This window comes from Cuneatibacter sp. NSJ-177 (assembly GCF_022867805.1).
Classification (GTDB): Bacteria; Bacillota; Clostridia; order Lachnospirales; family Lachnospiraceae; genus Pseudolachnospira.
In genome coordinates, this window is sequence record NZ_JALIFO010000006.1 from 21,242 (window position 1) to 37,497 (window position 16,256).

Consider the following 16,256-nt stretch of genomic DNA (forward strand, 5'->3'; position numbering starts at 1 on the left):
CTCTGAGTGGCATCGTTTTTCCTTCGGAAGACCGAACAATCCGGCGATACTGATGCCGGACCCGGATAAAACACTGTAATTCGCTGTCGCCTGGCGGCTCAGCTTCGCTGGGTTTTTCGTAAAAGCAAGGGGGAGAGATTGTTTTGGCAAAGAAAAGTTATGAAATTGACATGTGCAGCGGACCACTGTTTGGGAAGATTCTGCGGTTTACCCTGCCTTTGATGCTGTCCGGCGTGCTCCAGCTTTTATTTAACGCGGCGGATATCGTGGTGGTGGGACAGTATGCAGGCAAACAGGCGCTGGCGGCGGTGGGTTCCACCAGTTCTCTGATCAATCTGCTGATCAACATTTTTATTGGTCTCTCGGTGGGGGCCTGCGTGCAGGTCGCGCGGTATTACGGGGCGAAATCAGACCGGGATATCAGCGAAACCGTGCACACGGCGATTACTTTGAGCCTGATATGCGGCGTGTTCCTGGTGTTTTTCGGCTTCTTCCTGTCAAAGCCCCTGCTTTCCCTGATGGGAACGCCCGATGATGTGCTGGACATGGCCACACTTTATATGCGGATTTATTTTGCCGGAATGCCGGTCATCATGCTTTACAATTTCGGCAGCGCGGTGCTCCGGGCGGTCGGCGACACCAAGCGGCCCCTGTATTTCCTGATGACCGCCGGTGTGGTCAACGTGGTATTGAATCTGTTTTTTGTAATCGTCTGCAAGATGGATGTGGACGGCGTGGCGCTGGCGACGGTTCTGGCGCAGTGCATCTCCGCCGGTTTGATTTTGCACAGCCTGATTCACACGGACAGCAGTTATCAGCTTCATCTGAAGGAGCTTAGGATCCATAAGACAAAATTTCTGGGAATCCTGCGCACCGGGCTTCCGGCAGGCGTCCAGGGAGCTTTGTTTGCCATCTCGAACGTGCTGATTCAGTCCTCGATCAATTCCTTTGGCTCTGTGGTGATGGCGGGGAATACCGCGGCTTCCAATATTGAAAGCTTTGTCTACACGGCAATGAATTCTTATCACCATGCGGCCCTAAGTTTTACCAGCCAGAATATGGGCGCAAAAAAGTATGACCGGATGGGCCGGTCGCTTCTCATCTGCCTGGCCTCGGTGACAGTATTGGGTTTTGTGGCCGGAAATCTGGTTCTTTTAGGCGGAAATTTTCTGGTGGGAATCTATTCGCCTGATCCGGAGGTAATCTCTTACGGCGTCCTCCGGCTCCATGCTCTGATCCGCGTTTATTTTATCTGCGGACTGATGGACACGATGGTCGGGTCGATCCGAGGCATGGGATTTTCCGTAATGCCCATGATTGTATCCACAATCGGAGCCTGCGGCCTGCGGATCCTGTGGATTTATACGATCTTTGCGGCATATCCGACGCTGGAGATTTTGTATCTGTCGTACCCGGTATCCTGGATCGCGACAACATTGGTACACATGCTCTGCTATTTCTATGTGAGAAAAAAAGTGCTGCCGGCAAAAGCAGCATTGGGAGAGTGACAAGATGAAACGAAGGCTTAATCGAGAATTTCGGCAGGGACTCCGGGACGGCCTGCCGATCTGCCTGGGGTATCTATCGGTATCCTTTGCCTATGGAATGAAAGCAGTTCTGGCCGGGCTTCCGGTCTGGATCGTGACGGTAATCTCGCTGTCCAATTTGACCAGCGCCGGGCAGTTTGCCGGAACCAATTTGATTTTATCCGGGGGCTCGTATTTAGAAATCGGCCTGACGACCCTGATCATCAACCTGCGCTACCTTTTGATGTCTTTGTCCATGTCGCAGAAAGTGGAAGAAAAAATGACCTTTCGGCAGCGTCTGGCCGTCTCCTATGGGGTGACGGATGAGATCTTTGCCGTCTCCATGCAGCGGCCGCGGGAGCTCTCTGCCTGGTATATGGCGGGGCTGATCCTGACGCCGGTCATCGGCTGGACCAGCGGCACTTTCCTGGGAGGCGTTGCAACGTCGCTGCTTCCGGACACGCTTTCCAGCGCTCTTGGCATTGCGCTCTATGGGATGTTCATCGCGGTGATCGTGCCGCCGGCCAAAAAGAGCAAACCCGTGCTGTTTACGGTGCTTTTGGCTGTGTTTTTCAGCGTTTTGTTCCACTATGTGCCGTTTTTTGAAGTCCTGTCCGGGGGATGGGGGATCATTGTGATCACAATCGTGGTCAGCGGAATTGCGGCGTTTTTGTTCCCGATTCAAGACGAGAAGAAGGAGGAAGCGTGATGGAAGGCGAGATGCTTCGGGTGATTGCAAGCGTCGGTGTGATGGCTGGGGTTACCTATCTGATCCGGATGCTTCCGATGGCAATCTTCCGGAAACGGATCGATAATGTGTATGTCAAATCCTTTTTAGCGTATGTTCCCTATGCGGTATTGGCGGCGATGACCTTCCCGGAAATTTTTGGCTCAACCGCATCCGCGGCCTCTGCAGTGGTCGGGACAGCGGCGGCCGTACTTTTGGCTTATTTTGGAAGAGGTCTGCTGACCGTGGCGCTGGGAGCCTCGGCAGCGGTTTTTCTTGTGCAAATCTTGGGTTTTTGACAAAAATTGCTTGATTTTCCCCACAAATTCGGATATAGTATGGATGGCGTTTTTTGCAGTTTCATGCAAACTGTGTAGGGAAATCGTAAGATTGGAGGATTATAAATGGTAAGAGCGATTGTAGGTGCCAACTGGGGCGACGAAGGAAAGGGAAAAATTACGGATATGCTGGCGAAGGAATCCGATATCGTAATTCGTTTCCAAGGTGGAAGCAATGCCGGGCATACGATTATCAATGATTATGGACGATTTGCTCTTCACCTGCTGCCCTCCGGCGTTTTTTATGGACATATCACCAATGTGATTGGAAATGGCGTGGCGTTGAATATCCCGTACTTTGTCAATGAGATCTCCGAGCTGACCGCAAAAGGGGTTCCGGAGCCGAAGATTCTGGTTTCGGACCGGGCGCAGATCTTAATGCCCTACCATGTGCTGCTGGACCAGTACGAGGAGGAGCGTCTGGGGGGAAGATCCTTTGGCTCCACCAAGTCGGGGATTGCGCCGTTTTATTCTGATAAATATGCAAAGATCGGCATCCAGGTCAGCGAGCTTTTCAACACGAAGACGCTGCGGGAACGGGTGGAAAAGGTGTGTGAGCTGAAAAACGTGCTGTTTGAGCACCTGTATCACAAGCCGCCGATGGAATCGGACGCCCTGATGCAGACTCTTTTGGAATACCGGGATATGATTGCTCCGTATGTGTGCGACACCTCCGCGTATCTGCACCAGGCGTTAAAAGAAGGGAAGAATATCCTGCTGGAAGGACAGCTGGGATCTTTAAAGGATCCGGACCATGGAATCTATCCGATGGTGACATCCTCCTCCACTCTGGCGGCGTACGGCGCCATCGGAGCCGGGATTCCTCCCTATGAGATCACGAATATCACAACAGTTGTCAAAGCGTATTCCAGCGCGGTGGGCGGCGGCGCTTTTGTCAGCGAAATCTTCGGCGATGAGGCGGAGGAGCTGAGACGGCGCGGCGGCGACAAGGGAGAGTACGGCGCAACCACCGGAAGACCCCGCCGGGTTGGCTGGTTTGACTGTGTGGCGAGCCGCTATGGCTGCCGGATCCAGGGCACCACGGAAGCGGTTTTGACCATCGTGGATGCACTGGGATATCTGGATGAAATTCCAATCTGCGTCGGCTATGAGATCGACGGCCAGAGCGTGCAGGATTTCCCGGCCAGCGAGAAGCTGGACCGCGCGAAACCGGTCTGGAGAAAGCTTCCCGGCTGGAAAACGGATATCCGCGGGATCCGGAAATACGAAGATCTTCCGGAAGCCTGCCGGAACTATGTGGAGACCATCGAAAAAGAAATCGGCGTTCGGATCAGTATGGTATCCAACGGTCCGGGACGGGATGATATTATTATGCGCTAAGGCATTTGGGTCAACCGGCGCGGCAGGTTTTTCTGCTGCGCCGGTTTTTTGCTGTCAAATTTCGATCACAGCAATTTCATTTTTTGTTTCGACTTTGTTTCGGATTTCACCTCAGCTTATTGACAAATGCCTGGTAGGATAGAGCCAAGTTTAAGTTTGAAATGGAGGCGGAACAATGGGAATTCCAGGAAGGAAGAAAACAGACGGTACCGTGCAAAAGCAGGCGTGCCCGGCGGGAAAAAGAAAGAGAAAAAGAAAAGCAGCGGCGGTTACGGCCGGGTTGGCGGTTTTAGTGGCGGCAGGCATTTATATTTTAGGCCGGACGGACTCAAAACCGGCGATGGCGTCGTCCGCCTTGACGATGTCGGCGAATGTGGAGACCGGGTCAATCTCCACCACGATCGAGGGCTCCGGCTCGCTTTCCAATCTGGAAAGTACGGACATTAAAATCCCGGCCGGGCTTAAAGTGGATCAGGTTTTGGTCTCAGAGGGAGACCAGGTGAAGGCAGGAGACATCCTGGCCACGCTGAATGAAAATTCCGTGAAAGCACAGCTTTATGCAGCAAAGGAAGCCATTGAGGACGTGGAGGATGATCTGGAGGATGCCGATGACGACACGGCGGAATATTATGAATTGCTCCAGGAAAAAGAAGAGCTAGAAGAGAAATATGAACGTTTGTCCCAGCTGTCCGAGACCAATACCATTCCGGCAGATTCCGATGGGATCATCACCGGCGTCCATGTATCGGACGGCAGTTCTTTATCCGCGTCGTCGGCTGCCGGCGTCGGGACGGCATCCGCAGGCGGGGCAGGCCTCACCCTTCTGACAAGTATGGGCGGAAACGCACAGGGGGCGGTTTTTTTGACCGCATCTCTGGAAGGGCAGCCGGAATCCGGCGCTTCACAGGAAGGGGAGGGAAAGGATCCGTCCGTTCCCCAGGATGGCGGAGAGAGTTCGGAAGAGTCACCGGCGGCCGTGCAGGTCTTAACGGAGCTGGAACCGATTCCGATTGCCAGCCCGGTCACCGGCGCTGTGCCGGAAACCCTTCTGGCCGAGACGGAAACTTATCGGGCCGAGATCGTCTGGGCTCCTGCTCAGGAACAGTTCCAGGCGGATATCGCTTATTCGGCCGTGGTTCGCCTGACGGCAAAAGAGGGATACGCCTTTGACCCGGCGATAGTTCCGGTGGTCGAGAATGCGGTGGTTTCCGGATGTATTGTGACTGGGGAGGGGCAAGGAAACCAGCTGACCTTTACCGCCACGTTCCCGAAGACAGAGGCAGCGCCTGTCGGGGAGGTTCCTCAAAATGGAGAATCCCAGAGCGATTTACAAAACCAGGAATCCAGTGTATCCGCCGGTTCGGTTTTAACCGCCGGGAACGGGAGCAGCGGAACCTCTGTCACGGCGGGAAGCGGAGTGACCACGTCCGGAGGAACTGCACAGTCTTCCGAGAGTACGGATCAGGTGGCGGCATTTAGCATTGCGTCTCAGGATCAAATGAAAGTTTCTGTCAACGTGGATGAACTGGATATTCTTTCCGTAGCCGAGGGTCAGAAGGTGAGCCTGACCTTGGACGCCATCCCGGAGGAGACCTTTGAGGGAGAGATCACCGGAATCGGAACGACAGGGACCTCAAGCGGCGGTGTGACCAAGTACCAGGTGGAAATCACCCTGCCGAAAAGCGAATCCATGATGGCGGGTATGAATGCCTCGGCGTCCATCATCTTGGAAGAAAAGAACGATATTTTATTGATTCCTTCGGCGGCGGTACAAGAACAGGGGGGAAGAACTTTTGTCTATACTGAAAAAGATGAGGAGACCGGGGCGCTCGGCGGCGAAGTGGAGGTGGAAACCGGCCTCTCCGACGGCGCTAACACGGAAATCACATCTGGGCTCTCGAACGGTGATACCGTGTATTACAGCTCGATTTCCAGCGGTGGATCCAGCGAAGAATTCTCTTTCGGCGGCATAGATATGGGAGGCATGCAGATGGATATCCCTGGCGGAGGCGGCCGGGAGGGGGGAGCCCCAAGCGGTGATTTCTCCGGAGGCCCGATGGGAGGTGGAACCCCATGATCTGTCTGAAAGATGTATGTAAAACCTACTGGATGGGGGCGGAGGCCGTCCACGCCTTGGACCACGCCAGTATGGAGATCAGCCAGGGCGAATATGTCAGTATCGTGGGCCCTTCCGGCAGCGGGAAATCGACGATGATGAATATCATCGGTTGTCTGGATTTACCGGATGAGGGGGAATATCTGTTGGATGGCCAGCCGATTCAAGGCTACACGGAAAAGGAACTGGCCCGGATCCGGAATCAAAAAATCGGATTTGTTTTTCAAAGCTTTTTTCTGATCCCCAAAATGACCGCGGAGGAGAACGTGGAGCTTCCATTAATTTACCGGAGACTTCCCGCCTCTGAGCGGAAACGATTGGTAAAAGAAGCCATGGAGCAGGTCGGGCTGGACGGCAGAATGCAGCATAAGCCAAATGAATTGTCGGGCGGCCAGCAGCAGCGGGTGGCGATCGCCAGGGCGCTGGTGACTTCCCCCTCCTTGTTCCTGGCCGATGAGCCCACAGGAGCGCTGGATTCCCACACCAGCGAGGAAATCATGGATTTATTTCACGAGCTCCACGAGAGAGGGAATACGATCGTGGTGATCACCCATGACGAATCGGTGGCCAATCTGGCGGAACGAAAAATCCGGATCAAGGACGGGCAGGTGAGTGAGGTGGCGATATGATTTTTCAGTCGTTCAAGATGGCTTGGAAATCCATTGCCTCCAGTAAAATGCGTTCATTTCTCACGATGCTGGGCATTATCATCGGCGTGTTTTCCCTTGTGGTTCTGGTGTCCCTGGTGAACGGCGCGACCAGCTCCATCACGGACACGATTTCCAGCATCGGCACGAATCTGCTGACCGTGACGATCAGCGACGATAAGGACCGCCCTTTCCGCTGGGATGAAGTGACGGCCCTGGCCGATTCCGAGGAGTTTGCCGAAGCGGCTCCCTCGGCAAACGCCAATGTAACGGCAAAGAATAAAACGGCCAGCGGAAGCCTCAGCGTCACGGGCACGACGCCCGGCTATGCCTCGATTCAAGGACTGGAGCTGGGAAGCGGGCGATTCCTAAAAAAAGCGGATGTGGAAAATCACACGTATGTTGCGGTCATCAATGCCTATACGGCGGAAGAACTGTTCGGGACCGCCAATGTAACCGGAGAAACGATATCACTGAATGGGATCCGCTTCCAGATCGTAGGGGTTTTGGCTGAGGAGGAGAGCACCTCCGGATTCAATATGGAACGGATGGAGGCGTACATCCCATATACGACCTTGATGCGTCTCTCCGACAGTGTCAAGGACGTGACCAGCTTTTTTGTCTCCTCCGAAGATGAGAACAGCATGGACACAGCGGAGAACCGCCTGACCCAGCTTCTCCTGGAACGGCTGGACAGCGATTCCGACGCGTTCAGCATCCAGAACCAATCGGAGATTATGGAAACCATGACCAGCGTAACGGATACTTTGTCCATCCTTTTGGGAGGAATCGCCGCGATCTCACTGATTGTCGGCGGAATTGGAATTATGAATATCATGCTAGTTTCAGTGACGGAGAGAACCAGGGAGATTGGGATCCGAAAAGCGATCGGGGCGTCCTATGGGACGATTTTGACGCAGTTTTTAATCGAGGCGTTGGTGATCAGCCTGATCGGCTGTCTAATCGGCATCGGGATCTCCTGGCTCGCGATCCTGGTGGTGGCCCAGTTGCTGCCGGACTACTCGTTTTCCCTCTCCATGGGAGCAGTGTGGGTGGCAGTTGGATTCTCGGCTTTGATCGGGGTCGGCTTTGGAAGCTATCCCGCAAGCAAGGCGGCGAGAAAGAAACCCATCGATGCACTGCAATTTACCTGACCGGCAATTCATTTGGTTGCGGAAAGGAGGGAGGGTATGGTACAATAGCAACACAGAAATGAAATCGTTAGGCCCGCCGCAGAAAAATGCGGCGGGTTCCTTGGATTTTGAGGAGGACGGCCGGTGAAACTAAAACAAAAGATACTATTATCCGTCAGCCTGTTGGTTTTTATTTCCCTGATCACCCTGTTTCTGACCGGAAACCTGGTCATCCGTCTGTTTTCCAGTCAGTTTGATCCCAAAGAACTGGTAGTGGCGGAGCCCTATGTATTTGAGGCGGGAGAGATTTTAAAAGAGGCTTTAAACGGGGAGAAAAACTGGGAGGCTGCAGGCCGTAAGCTGGAAGCCCTTGGCTACCGGATGGCGGTTGGCACCGATGACACCATCATCTGGACATCAGGAGAGACAAAGACAAATGTCTTTTCGTCTGCCCTGCCCTTTTCTTGGAAGGAAGAGGAACTCTTGCTGTATCGCCAGAAGGGGTGGTCTATTTTGGGGATTCGAAACGGCGAGTATACGCTATTGGCGGCCGGTATGCCGGAAGGACCGGGAACTCTTCTGGAGGATCAGTCGGAGCCTTTTACTTCCATGCGATTGACTTATTTTGTCGTAGGAATTTTGTCGATCTTGATTATTCTGCTGGTCAGCATGATCTATACCAGGTTTCAGGCAAAAGCTATTCTAAAGCCGGTCAAAGCCCTGGAGGAAGGTGCCCGCAGAGTAGAGCAGGGGGATCTTCTCGTTCCCGTCCTCTATGAAGGGAAAGATGAATTCTCCACGGTCTGCGGCGCATTCAACCGGATGCAGGATGCCCTACGCAGGGAACAGGAAAAAAATAGGGCCTACGAAAAGGCGAGATTCGATATGGTAAATGGCATTTCCCATGATCTGCGAACCCCGCTGACTTTTATCAAAGGATCAATCAAGGGGATTCTGGACGGTGTCGCCGCCACGCCGCAGAAGCAGGAGCAGTACCTGACCATTGCGTACCGGAAGACCTGCGAGATGGACGGGCTGCTGCAAAAGCTGCTTTCTGTATCCCGCATGGAAGCCGGGAGCATTCCCCTTCTTATAAAAGAAAGAGATCTGGGAGAATTCGTCCGGAATTTTGCAGAAGAATCGGAGGCGGAGTGGAAAAACAGCGGGATTATAAGCCGGATTCAAGTGGCTGCAGGTCCTCATCCCGTAAATATGGATGAGGAACAACTGCGCCGGGTTTTGTGGAACCTCTCCGACAATGCGGTGAAATATGCCGCCTCCGATCCGCTTACTTTTACGATTCAGGTTTATTCCGGGACGGAGGGGGAGCATCTGGTCTTTTCCGACAATGGAGCGGGGGTGCGGGAGGAAGATTTGCCCCAGCTGTTTGAGCAGTTTTGGAGAGGGGACGTTTCGCGGAGCCCAAAAAACGGAGAGGGAAACGGCCTGGGCCTTGCGATTGCAAAGCAGATCGTAGAGGCGCATGGCGGACAGATTACGGCGTACAACCGCGAAGGCCTTGCGGTCGAAATGATTTTTCCCTCCGGAAAGGAGAGCCATGCGTAAAATACTGATTGTGGAGGATGACGCCGAGATCGCCATGTTGGAAAAAGACTACCTGAATATGAGCGGTTACAGCTCAGAGGTGATCGGTGACGGACTCGAAGCCCTTGAGGCCCTGCGCAACGGCGAATATGAGCTGGTCTTGCTGGATTTGATGCTGCCGGGCTGCGATGGTTATGAGATCTGCCGTTTGATTCGGGATGAGATCGATATTCCGATCCTGATGGTGACGGCCAGAGTGGAACTGCCAGACCGCCTCCATGGGCTGCAGCTTGGCGCGGACGATTACATTCTGAAACCATTTGATCCTGCGGAACTGGTGGCCCGTGTCATTTCTCACCTGAGACGGTATGAGCGGCTGACTGAGTGGAAGGCGGAAGAAGAATCGGAAGAACCGCTGACGGCCGGGGATATTCGGATCGATCCCCGGCAAAGGTCCGTCTATGTCGGGGACCGGGAGGTCCGTTTTCCCAAACGGGAATTTGACCTGTTAAAATATTTCGTCTCGAATCCCAATGTAGTCCATTCAAAAAAGCAGCTTTTTGAGACGATCTGGGGGTATGATTCAAGCGGGGATCTCGCAACCGTGACCGTACATGTCAACCGCATCCGTGATAAGATAGAGAAAGATCCCTCCAACCCCAAGAGAATTGAAACGGTCTGGGGAATTGGATACCGTTTCCATTGTCCTTAAGTTAATAGAAAAGATTTTGTAAATTCCTGGAAAGAGAAACCAGTTTTTTGCTTTTCCGGGGATTTTTACGTAGAAAAAAACACGGTTGTGCGTTATAATGATAAAAATGGCTCCGGAACCAAAGAACGATTGGTTTTTCGCTCATAGGAAGCGATGGGGAGTGAGGACTGCCCGGCTGGTTGCTCAGTGCGGCGCAGAAAACAGAGGATAGGGGAGGAGCATTCCATGGATCTTTTTGAAGAGAGAAGAAGTATTCGGAAATATACCAGCCAGCCGGTAACGGACGAGGTGCTGCATCAACTGATCGAGGCCGCCCGTGTGGCTCCGTCGGGGAATCACACGCAGCCTTGGTATTTTATTGCAGTCCGGTCCGAAGAGACAAAGCGCAAGATCGTAAAGGCGGACCATGACCAGGAGTGGATGATGGGGGCGCCGCTCTTTCTGGTCTGCGTGGCGGACGGCTATGTGCGTTTAAAGGACGAGACCATCGAGCTCAACGAGGAGACACCTTATAAAGGGCAGAAGCTGGTTCTGCGGGATACGGCCATCGCCACCGAGCATATTGCCCTGAAGGCCGTGGAACTGGGACTTGGCACCTGCTGGACCGGTTATTTTGTCCAGAAGGAGATGAAGGAGATCCTCGGCATCCCGAAGGACAAGCATGTGGTCGCTGTCTTGACGGTGGGATATCCGGCGGAGGAGCCGAAACCCAAGGAACGAAAAACTGTGGAAGAAATTTTGATGTATGAGCGCTGGGGATAAAAAAGAGAAGGCGCCGGGAGGCAATATGCAGGAGAATGATTGGAGATCCCTGGGACGGGATATCCGCGATATTGTGCAGGACGCAGTGGACACCAAAAATTTTCATACCTTGAATCAGACATTGCGGACCGTACTGGAACAGACGGCCGGGGCCGTGGGCGACGGGATCCGGAACGCCGGAGAGGCGATTGAAAAAAATGTCAATCAGCGCAGGAGTACGGGCCCTGCCAATCCGAAGCGGATGGGCGGAAACCAAACGTTTCAGACTTCCCGCGAGAATGCGCAGCCCCCATCGCGGCTATTCGCCAGTACCTACGGATACCGGGCCGGGGGAATGGCCATGAAGGTCATCGGAATTATTTTCGGCCTGACATGCGGCATCGCGGTTGCGGTGCTTTTACTGATCGCCTTGGCGAGCGGCGTGTTTTCCTTTGGACTCCGCCTGGCGGTTTACATTTTGGCGCCGTGTCTGCTGGCCTTTCTTGTTCTGGGCGGAAAAGGAAGCTCCATGCGAAGGATGGCGATGCGGTTTCAAGAGTATGTCCGCTGCCTGCACGGCAGAACCTATTGCCAGCTGGAAGAGCTGGCTGCCGCGGTGGATCAATCCGTCCGTTTTGTCCGGAAGGATTTGAAAAAGATGATTGAAAAGCGCTGGTTCCCTCAAGGGCACCTGGACCGTCAGGAAACCTGTCTGATTGTGGATGAGCCTACGTACCGACAGTATTTGACGATGATGAAGGAGCAGGAGCGGAAAGCGAAACAAAAACCGGAGATCACGGTGGAAAAACAAGAACCGGATTCCAAACTTCCGCCTGAGGTCCGGGAAATCATGGAGGAGGGCCGGGCTTACCTGGCGGAGATCCGCCGCTGTAACCAGGCGATTCCCGGAGAGATTATATCCGCGAAGATTTCCCGTATGGAGGTTTTGGTGGAGCGGATTCTGGTTCAGGTGGAAAAAAATCCGGAGGATGTGGCGGATATCCGCAAACTGATGGAATACTATCTTCCGACCACGGTCAAGCTGCTGCAGGCTTATGAGGAGTTGAGCGCTCAGCCGGTGCAGGGGGAGAACATTCTTTCCTCGAAAAAGGAAATTGAAGGTACGCTGGACACTTTGAATGCTGCCTTTTTAAAGCTGCTGGACAGCCTGTTTCAGGATACGGCCTGGGATGTGTCCACAGATATCACGGTGTTGAAGACGATGTTGGCGCAGGAGGGATTGACAGAAGACGTGTTCTCGAAAAAGACAGCGCCGGAGGAGAAAGGAACAACGACATGAGCGACAATCAGATGTTTGATGGATTGGGAGCGTCACCGACGCTGACTTTGGATCCCTTTGCCAAGGAAGAAAGCAAGCCCGCTCCGGCGAAAGAGCAGCCCCTCTGGGATGACAGTGTTTTAAGCCCGGAGGAACAGCAGATGGTAGAGGCGTTTTCCCGTCAGATCAACCTGGAGGATTCCACCATGATTCTCCAATATGGAGCGGGAGCCCAGAAAAAGATGGCGGATTTCACGGAGACTGCTCTGGACAACGCCAGAACCAAGGATTTGGGGGAGATCGGGAGCCTGCTGACGGATGTGGTCGGAGAGCTGAAAGGGTTCGATGAGGAGGAGGAAAAAGGTTTCCTCGGATTTTTTAAGAAGTCTTCCAACAAGCTGACGGCCATGAAAGCCCGCTATGCCAAGGCGGAGTCCAATGTCAATCAGATTTGCAGAGCGCTGGAGTCCCATCAGGTACAGTTGATCAAAGACATCGCTGTACTGGACAAGATGTATGAGGTCAACCTTAACTATTTCAAAGAGCTGACCATGTATATTCTGGCAGGAAAGAAAAAACTGGCCGAAGTGCGGAACGCGCAGCTGAACGAGCTGATTGCAAAAGCGGAGCGGACCGGCCAGCCGGAGGACGCTCAGGCAGCCAGAGACTTGGACGCCCAATGCCTTCGTTTTGAGAAAAAACTCCATGATTTGGAGCTGACCCGGATGGTTTGCCTGCAAACAGCGCCTCAGATCCGGCTGATCCAGGGAAACGATACGCTGATGACAGAGAAAATCCAGTCCACCTTGGTGAACACCATTCCTCTTTGGAAAAGCCAGATGGTGCTGGCCCTCGGCGTCACCCACTCGGCCCAGGCGGCGGAAGCACAGAAAACCGTGACGGACATGACGAATCAGCTTCTGAGAAAGAATGCCGAGACCTTAAAAATGGCTACGGTGGAGGCGGCCAAAGAATCGGAGCGCGGCATTGTGGAGCTGGATACGCTGAAAGCCACTAATGAGTCCTTGATTTCCACTTTGGATGAGGTACTCCAGATCCAGCAGGAAGGCCGGCAGAAACGCAGGGAGGCGGAAGTGGAAATGCAGCGCCTGGAAGGGGAGCTGAAAGCGAAGCTGTTAGAAATCAGAAGATAGTGTTTTTCGGAAAATACCGGGATTGATCCGGTGAGTTGGGAAACCGTTCTGTCTTTCCGAGGATTTTTTTGGAGAGTAGAACGGTTTTTTGGTTTATTCTTTCTTTTGTTTTCCAAAATTTACATAATCTTTATTGACATTGGGGGATAAACGCGGTATAATCACCGAAACTAATACATATCAGGGACAAAGGGAGTAGTTGAAAGTTCTGCTGTCAACAGCACGGTGGAGACACCTGGCGGCAGGCGCCGGTAAACGGTAACGAGACTTTTAGAAAGTTCTTTTTAGGGGAAAGATATCCTAAAGGGCTTTCTAATGGCCTCGTTCTTTTTTTACCAAACCGCTGGACGAGGCCGGTTCCCTGGGAAAGGAGTCAAGCATGACGGAAAAGAAGTATTATCAGCAGACAGTGGAGGAAACCTTTCGAGAACAGGAGACGGAGGCTTCGGGATTGACGTCCCAGGCTGCCGCAGACCGGCTGAAACAGACCGGTCCCAATGCACTGGCCGAAGGCAAGAAAAAACCGGTATTCCTGGTATTTTTGGAACAATTTAAGGATTTGCTGGTTGTGATATTGCTGCTGGCGGCCGGGATTTCCTTTGCATCCGGCCAGAAAGAAAGCACCATTGTGATTACCGCGGTTTTAATCTTGAATGCAGTGCTGGGGACTGTGCAGCATGTCAAGGCGGAAAAGTCGCTGGAAAGTTTGAAGGCCATGTCCTCCCCGACAGCGAAAGTGCGGCGGGACGGACAGGTTGTGGAGATTCCTTCAGCGGAAGTGGTGCCGGGAGATATCATCAGCCTGGAGACCGGAGATTTGATCGTGGCAGACGGCCGGCTTTGTGAAAATTTTTCTCTGAAAGTCAATGAAAGCTCGCTGACCGGCGAGTCGGAGAGTGTAGAGAAAACGACAGAGGCGCTGGGAGACCAGGAAGTGTCTCTGGGAGATCAGAAAAACATGGTATTTTCCGGATCCTTGGTGACCTACGGCCGCGGGACCATGGTCGTGACCGGAACGGGCATGAGTACGGAGATCGGCAAGATCGCTTCCCTGATGAACCAGACCGAGCAGAGAAAAACGCCCTTGCAGGTCAGCATGGATCAATTCAGCCGGAAGCTGGCCGTTGCAGTTCTCGCTATCTGCGCGCTGGTGTTTGCCCTCTCCGTATACCGGAAAATGCCGACGCTGGATGCCATGATGTTTGCGGTTGCCTTGGCGGTTGCTGCGATTCCGGAGGCGTTGAGCTCGATCGTGACGATTGTGCTTGCCATGGGAACCCAAAAGATGGCAAAGCAAAATGCAATCATGAAAGAATTAAAAGCGGTGGAAAGCTTGGGCGCGGTATCGGTGATCTGTTCGGATAAAACCGGCACACTGACCCAAAACCGGATGACAGTACAGGAAGTGTACACCGCCGGGGCAGTTTTACCCGGCACAAAGATGGATCTGCAAAACCCGGTACATCAAGAGCTGCTCACCGCCGCTGTCCTTGACAATGATGCAACGGAGAATGATGGAACCGGTGTCGGAGATCCCACGGAGATCGCCCTCGTAGTATTGGGGGAGAAGCTTGGAGTGGAGGAAACGATCTACCGGAACGATTATCCCCGGTCTGGCGAGCTGGCTTTTGACTCGGAGCGGAAACTGATGAGCACGCTGCATGTGATGGATCAGACACCGGTCATGTTCACCAAAGGCGCGGTGGATGAAATGCTGGAGCGCACGGTTTCCCTTTTGACGCCGGAGGGGGAAAAGCCGATTACAGAGGAGGAAAAGCAGGAGATTCTTAGGGTAAACCAAGAGTTTTCCGAACAAGGCCTTCGAGTGCTGGCTTTTGCGAAGAAAGACCTGGATCAGAGCAGAGAATTGGTTTTTGAGGACGAGAGCGGCCTTACTTTCCTCGGATTGATCTCCATGATTGATCCGCCGAGGGAGGAGGCCATCCAAGCGGTTGCCGATGCGAAAAAGGGTGGGATCCGCACGGTGATGATTACCGGAGACCATAAAGTGACGGCGGCGGCCATCGCTAAGAAGATCGGGATTTTCCAGGAAGGCGACATCTGCCTGAATGGCCGGGAGCTGGATGCGATCAGCGACGAGGAGCTGGATCAGAAGCTATCGCAGATTTCCGTGTACGCCAGAGTTTCCCCGGAACACAAGATCCGTATTGTTTCCGCCTGGCAGCGGCGGGGCGCGATTGTTTCTATGACAGGAGACGGAGTCAATGATGCTCCGGCGCTGAAAGCCGCGGATATTGGCGTGGCCATGGGAATCACCGGAACCGAGGTCAGCAAGGATGCCGCGGATATGATCCTGGCCGACGACAATTTCGCGACAATCGTGAAAGCCGTAGTCAATGGCCGGAATGTTTACGGCAATATCCTGAATGCCATCAATTTCTTGCTATCCGGAAATATGGCCGGTATCCTCTGCGTGCTGTTCGCCTCCCTGGCCGGGCTGCCGGTGCCGTTTGCGGCTGTGCATCTGCTGTTTATCAACCTTTTGACCGACAGCCTGCCGGCGATCGCCATCGGCATGGAGCCTGCGCGGGCGGACCTGCTGAATCAAAAGCCGCGGAATCCGAAAGAAGGGATTTTGAACAAAGCATTGGCAATGAAGATTTTTGGCCAAGGCGCTTTGATTGCGGCTGCTACGATGGGAGCATTCTTTATCGGGCTGTCCAGGGGCGGAGCAGGACTTGCCAGCACCATGGCCTTTGCAACCTTGACCCTGTCCCGGCTGTTTCATGGGTTTAACTGCCGCGGAAAGGCTTCCATCTTCCGGCTAGGCCTGGGATCCAATCCCTATTCCCTAGGAGCATTCGGCCTGGGTGTGCTGCTGCTGGCGGCGGTGCTGTTTGTGCCGGGCGTGAAGAGTTTGTTCCTGGTACAGAATCTGAGTTTGAGCCTGATCGGTTGGATTGCGCTTTTGGCGGTGGCTCCTACGGTGGTGATACAGGGGGTGAAGATGGCACGAGGGAAGCAGTGACAGCGATA

At 53.5% G+C, this 16,256-nt stretch carries 13 protein-coding genes; all 13 read left to right on the forward strand.

Features of this window, described 5'->3' with window-relative positions; genetic code table 11:
• The first annotated feature begins 170 nt into the window (after positions 1–170).
• The 13 genes from MUB23_RS08120 (at position 171) to MUB23_RS08180 (ending at position 16,248) form a co-directional block, all read left to right on the forward strand.
• Positions 171–1,508 (forward strand): MATE family efflux transporter, encoded by a 1,338-nt coding sequence (locus MUB23_RS08120; protein ID WP_244801167.1) that lies wholly within the window; start codon positions 171–173, stop codon positions 1,506–1,508.
• 4 nt (positions 1,509–1,512) lie between these two features.
• Positions 1,513–2,235 carry an AzlC family ABC transporter permease gene (locus MUB23_RS08125; protein WP_244799881.1) on the forward strand — a complete coding sequence of 241 codons (723 nt, stop codon included), beginning with the start codon at positions 1,513–1,515 and terminating at the stop codon, positions 2,233–2,235.
• The gene (locus tag MUB23_RS08130; protein WP_244799882.1) at positions 2,235–2,552 is read left to right on the forward strand and encodes an AzlD domain-containing protein; all 318 of its coding nucleotides are present in this window, start codon (positions 2,235–2,237) and stop codon (positions 2,550–2,552) included. Before MUB23_RS08125 ends, MUB23_RS08130 begins: the two co-directional genes overlap by 1 nt.
• 105 nt (positions 2,553–2,657) lie before the next feature.
• Complete coding sequence (locus MUB23_RS08135) at positions 2,658–3,932, forward strand: adenylosuccinate synthase (protein ID WP_244799883.1); 1,275 nt, start codon at positions 2,658–2,660, stop codon at positions 3,930–3,932.
• 175 nt (positions 3,933–4,107) lie between these two features.
• Entirely contained in the window at positions 4,108–6,009 is a 1,902-nt protein-coding gene (locus MUB23_RS08140) for an HlyD family efflux transporter periplasmic adaptor subunit (RefSeq protein WP_244799884.1), read from the forward strand.
• Positions 6,006–6,677, forward strand: a complete 672-nt coding sequence (locus tag MUB23_RS08145) for an ABC transporter ATP-binding protein (RefSeq protein ID WP_244799885.1) — start codon at positions 6,006–6,008, stop codon at positions 6,675–6,677. The genes MUB23_RS08140 and MUB23_RS08145 overlap by 4 nt, the downstream gene beginning before the upstream one ends.
• Positions 6,674–7,849: an ABC transporter permease gene (locus MUB23_RS08150; RefSeq protein ID WP_244799886.1), complete on the forward strand. Its 1,176-nt coding sequence runs from the start codon at positions 6,674–6,676 to the stop codon at positions 7,847–7,849. The genes MUB23_RS08145 and MUB23_RS08150 overlap by 4 nt, the downstream gene beginning before the upstream one ends.
• A 648-nt stretch (positions 7,850–8,497) precedes the next feature.
• A complete protein-coding gene (locus MUB23_RS20095; protein WP_280515744.1) occupies positions 8,498–9,394 on the forward strand; it encodes a HAMP domain-containing sensor histidine kinase in 897 nt (298 codons plus the stop codon).
• Positions 9,387–10,085 (forward strand): response regulator transcription factor, encoded by a 699-nt coding sequence (locus MUB23_RS08160; RefSeq protein WP_244799888.1) that lies wholly within the window; start codon positions 9,387–9,389, stop codon positions 10,083–10,085. The genes MUB23_RS20095 and MUB23_RS08160 overlap by 8 nt, the downstream gene beginning before the upstream one ends.
• 225 nt (positions 10,086–10,310) lie before the next feature.
• Positions 10,311–10,847: a nitroreductase family protein gene (locus tag MUB23_RS08165; RefSeq protein ID WP_244799889.1), complete on the forward strand. Its 537-nt coding sequence runs from the start codon at positions 10,311–10,313 to the stop codon at positions 10,845–10,847.
• A 25-nt stretch (positions 10,848–10,872) separates the two neighbouring features.
• Positions 10,873–12,126 (forward strand): 5-bromo-4-chloroindolyl phosphate hydrolysis family protein, encoded by a 1,254-nt coding sequence (locus tag MUB23_RS08170; protein WP_244799890.1) that lies wholly within the window; start codon positions 10,873–10,875, stop codon positions 12,124–12,126.
• Entirely contained in the window at positions 12,123–13,259 is a 1,137-nt protein-coding gene (locus MUB23_RS08175; protein WP_244799891.1) for a toxic anion resistance protein, read from the forward strand. The genes MUB23_RS08170 and MUB23_RS08175 overlap by 4 nt, the downstream gene beginning before the upstream one ends.
• Positions 13,260–13,638: 379 nt before the next feature.
• Complete coding sequence (locus MUB23_RS08180; protein ID WP_244799893.1) at positions 13,639–16,248, forward strand: cation-translocating P-type ATPase; 2,610 nt, start codon at positions 13,639–13,641, stop codon at positions 16,246–16,248.
• Positions 16,249–16,256: the final 8 nt, after the last annotated feature.

Excerpts from the sequence above, each read along its gene's own strand:
- MUB23_RS08120 (WP_244801167.1), top strand. The coding sequence starts at position 171 with ATGTGCAGCGGACCACTGTTTGGGAAGATTCTGCGGTTTACCCTGCCT.
- MUB23_RS08125 (WP_244799881.1), top strand. The coding sequence starts at position 1,513 with ATGAAACGAAGGCTTAATCGAGAATTTCGGCAGGGACTCCGGGACGGC.
- MUB23_RS08130 (WP_244799882.1), top strand. The coding sequence starts at position 2,235 with ATGGAAGGCGAGATGCTTCGGGTGATTGCAAGCGTCGGTGTGATGGCT.
- MUB23_RS08135 (WP_244799883.1), top strand. The coding sequence starts at position 2,658 with ATGGTAAGAGCGATTGTAGGTGCCAACTGGGGCGACGAAGGAAAGGGA.
- MUB23_RS08140 (WP_244799884.1), top strand. The coding sequence starts at position 4,108 with ATGGGAATTCCAGGAAGGAAGAAAACAGACGGTACCGTGCAAAAGCAG.
- MUB23_RS08145 (WP_244799885.1), top strand. The coding sequence starts at position 6,006 with ATGATCTGTCTGAAAGATGTATGTAAAACCTACTGGATGGGGGCGGAG.
- MUB23_RS08150 (WP_244799886.1), top strand. The coding sequence starts at position 6,674 with ATGATTTTTCAGTCGTTCAAGATGGCTTGGAAATCCATTGCCTCCAGT.
- MUB23_RS20095 (WP_280515744.1), top strand. The coding sequence starts at position 8,498 with ATGATCTATACCAGGTTTCAGGCAAAAGCTATTCTAAAGCCGGTCAAA.
- MUB23_RS08160 (WP_244799888.1), top strand. The coding sequence starts at position 9,387 with ATGCGTAAAATACTGATTGTGGAGGATGACGCCGAGATCGCCATGTTG.
- MUB23_RS08165 (WP_244799889.1), top strand. The coding sequence starts at position 10,311 with ATGGATCTTTTTGAAGAGAGAAGAAGTATTCGGAAATATACCAGCCAG.
- MUB23_RS08170 (WP_244799890.1), top strand. The coding sequence starts at position 10,873 with ATGCAGGAGAATGATTGGAGATCCCTGGGACGGGATATCCGCGATATT.
- MUB23_RS08175 (WP_244799891.1), top strand. The coding sequence starts at position 12,123 with ATGAGCGACAATCAGATGTTTGATGGATTGGGAGCGTCACCGACGCTG.
- MUB23_RS08180 (WP_244799893.1), top strand. The coding sequence starts at position 13,639 with ATGACGGAAAAGAAGTATTATCAGCAGACAGTGGAGGAAACCTTTCGA.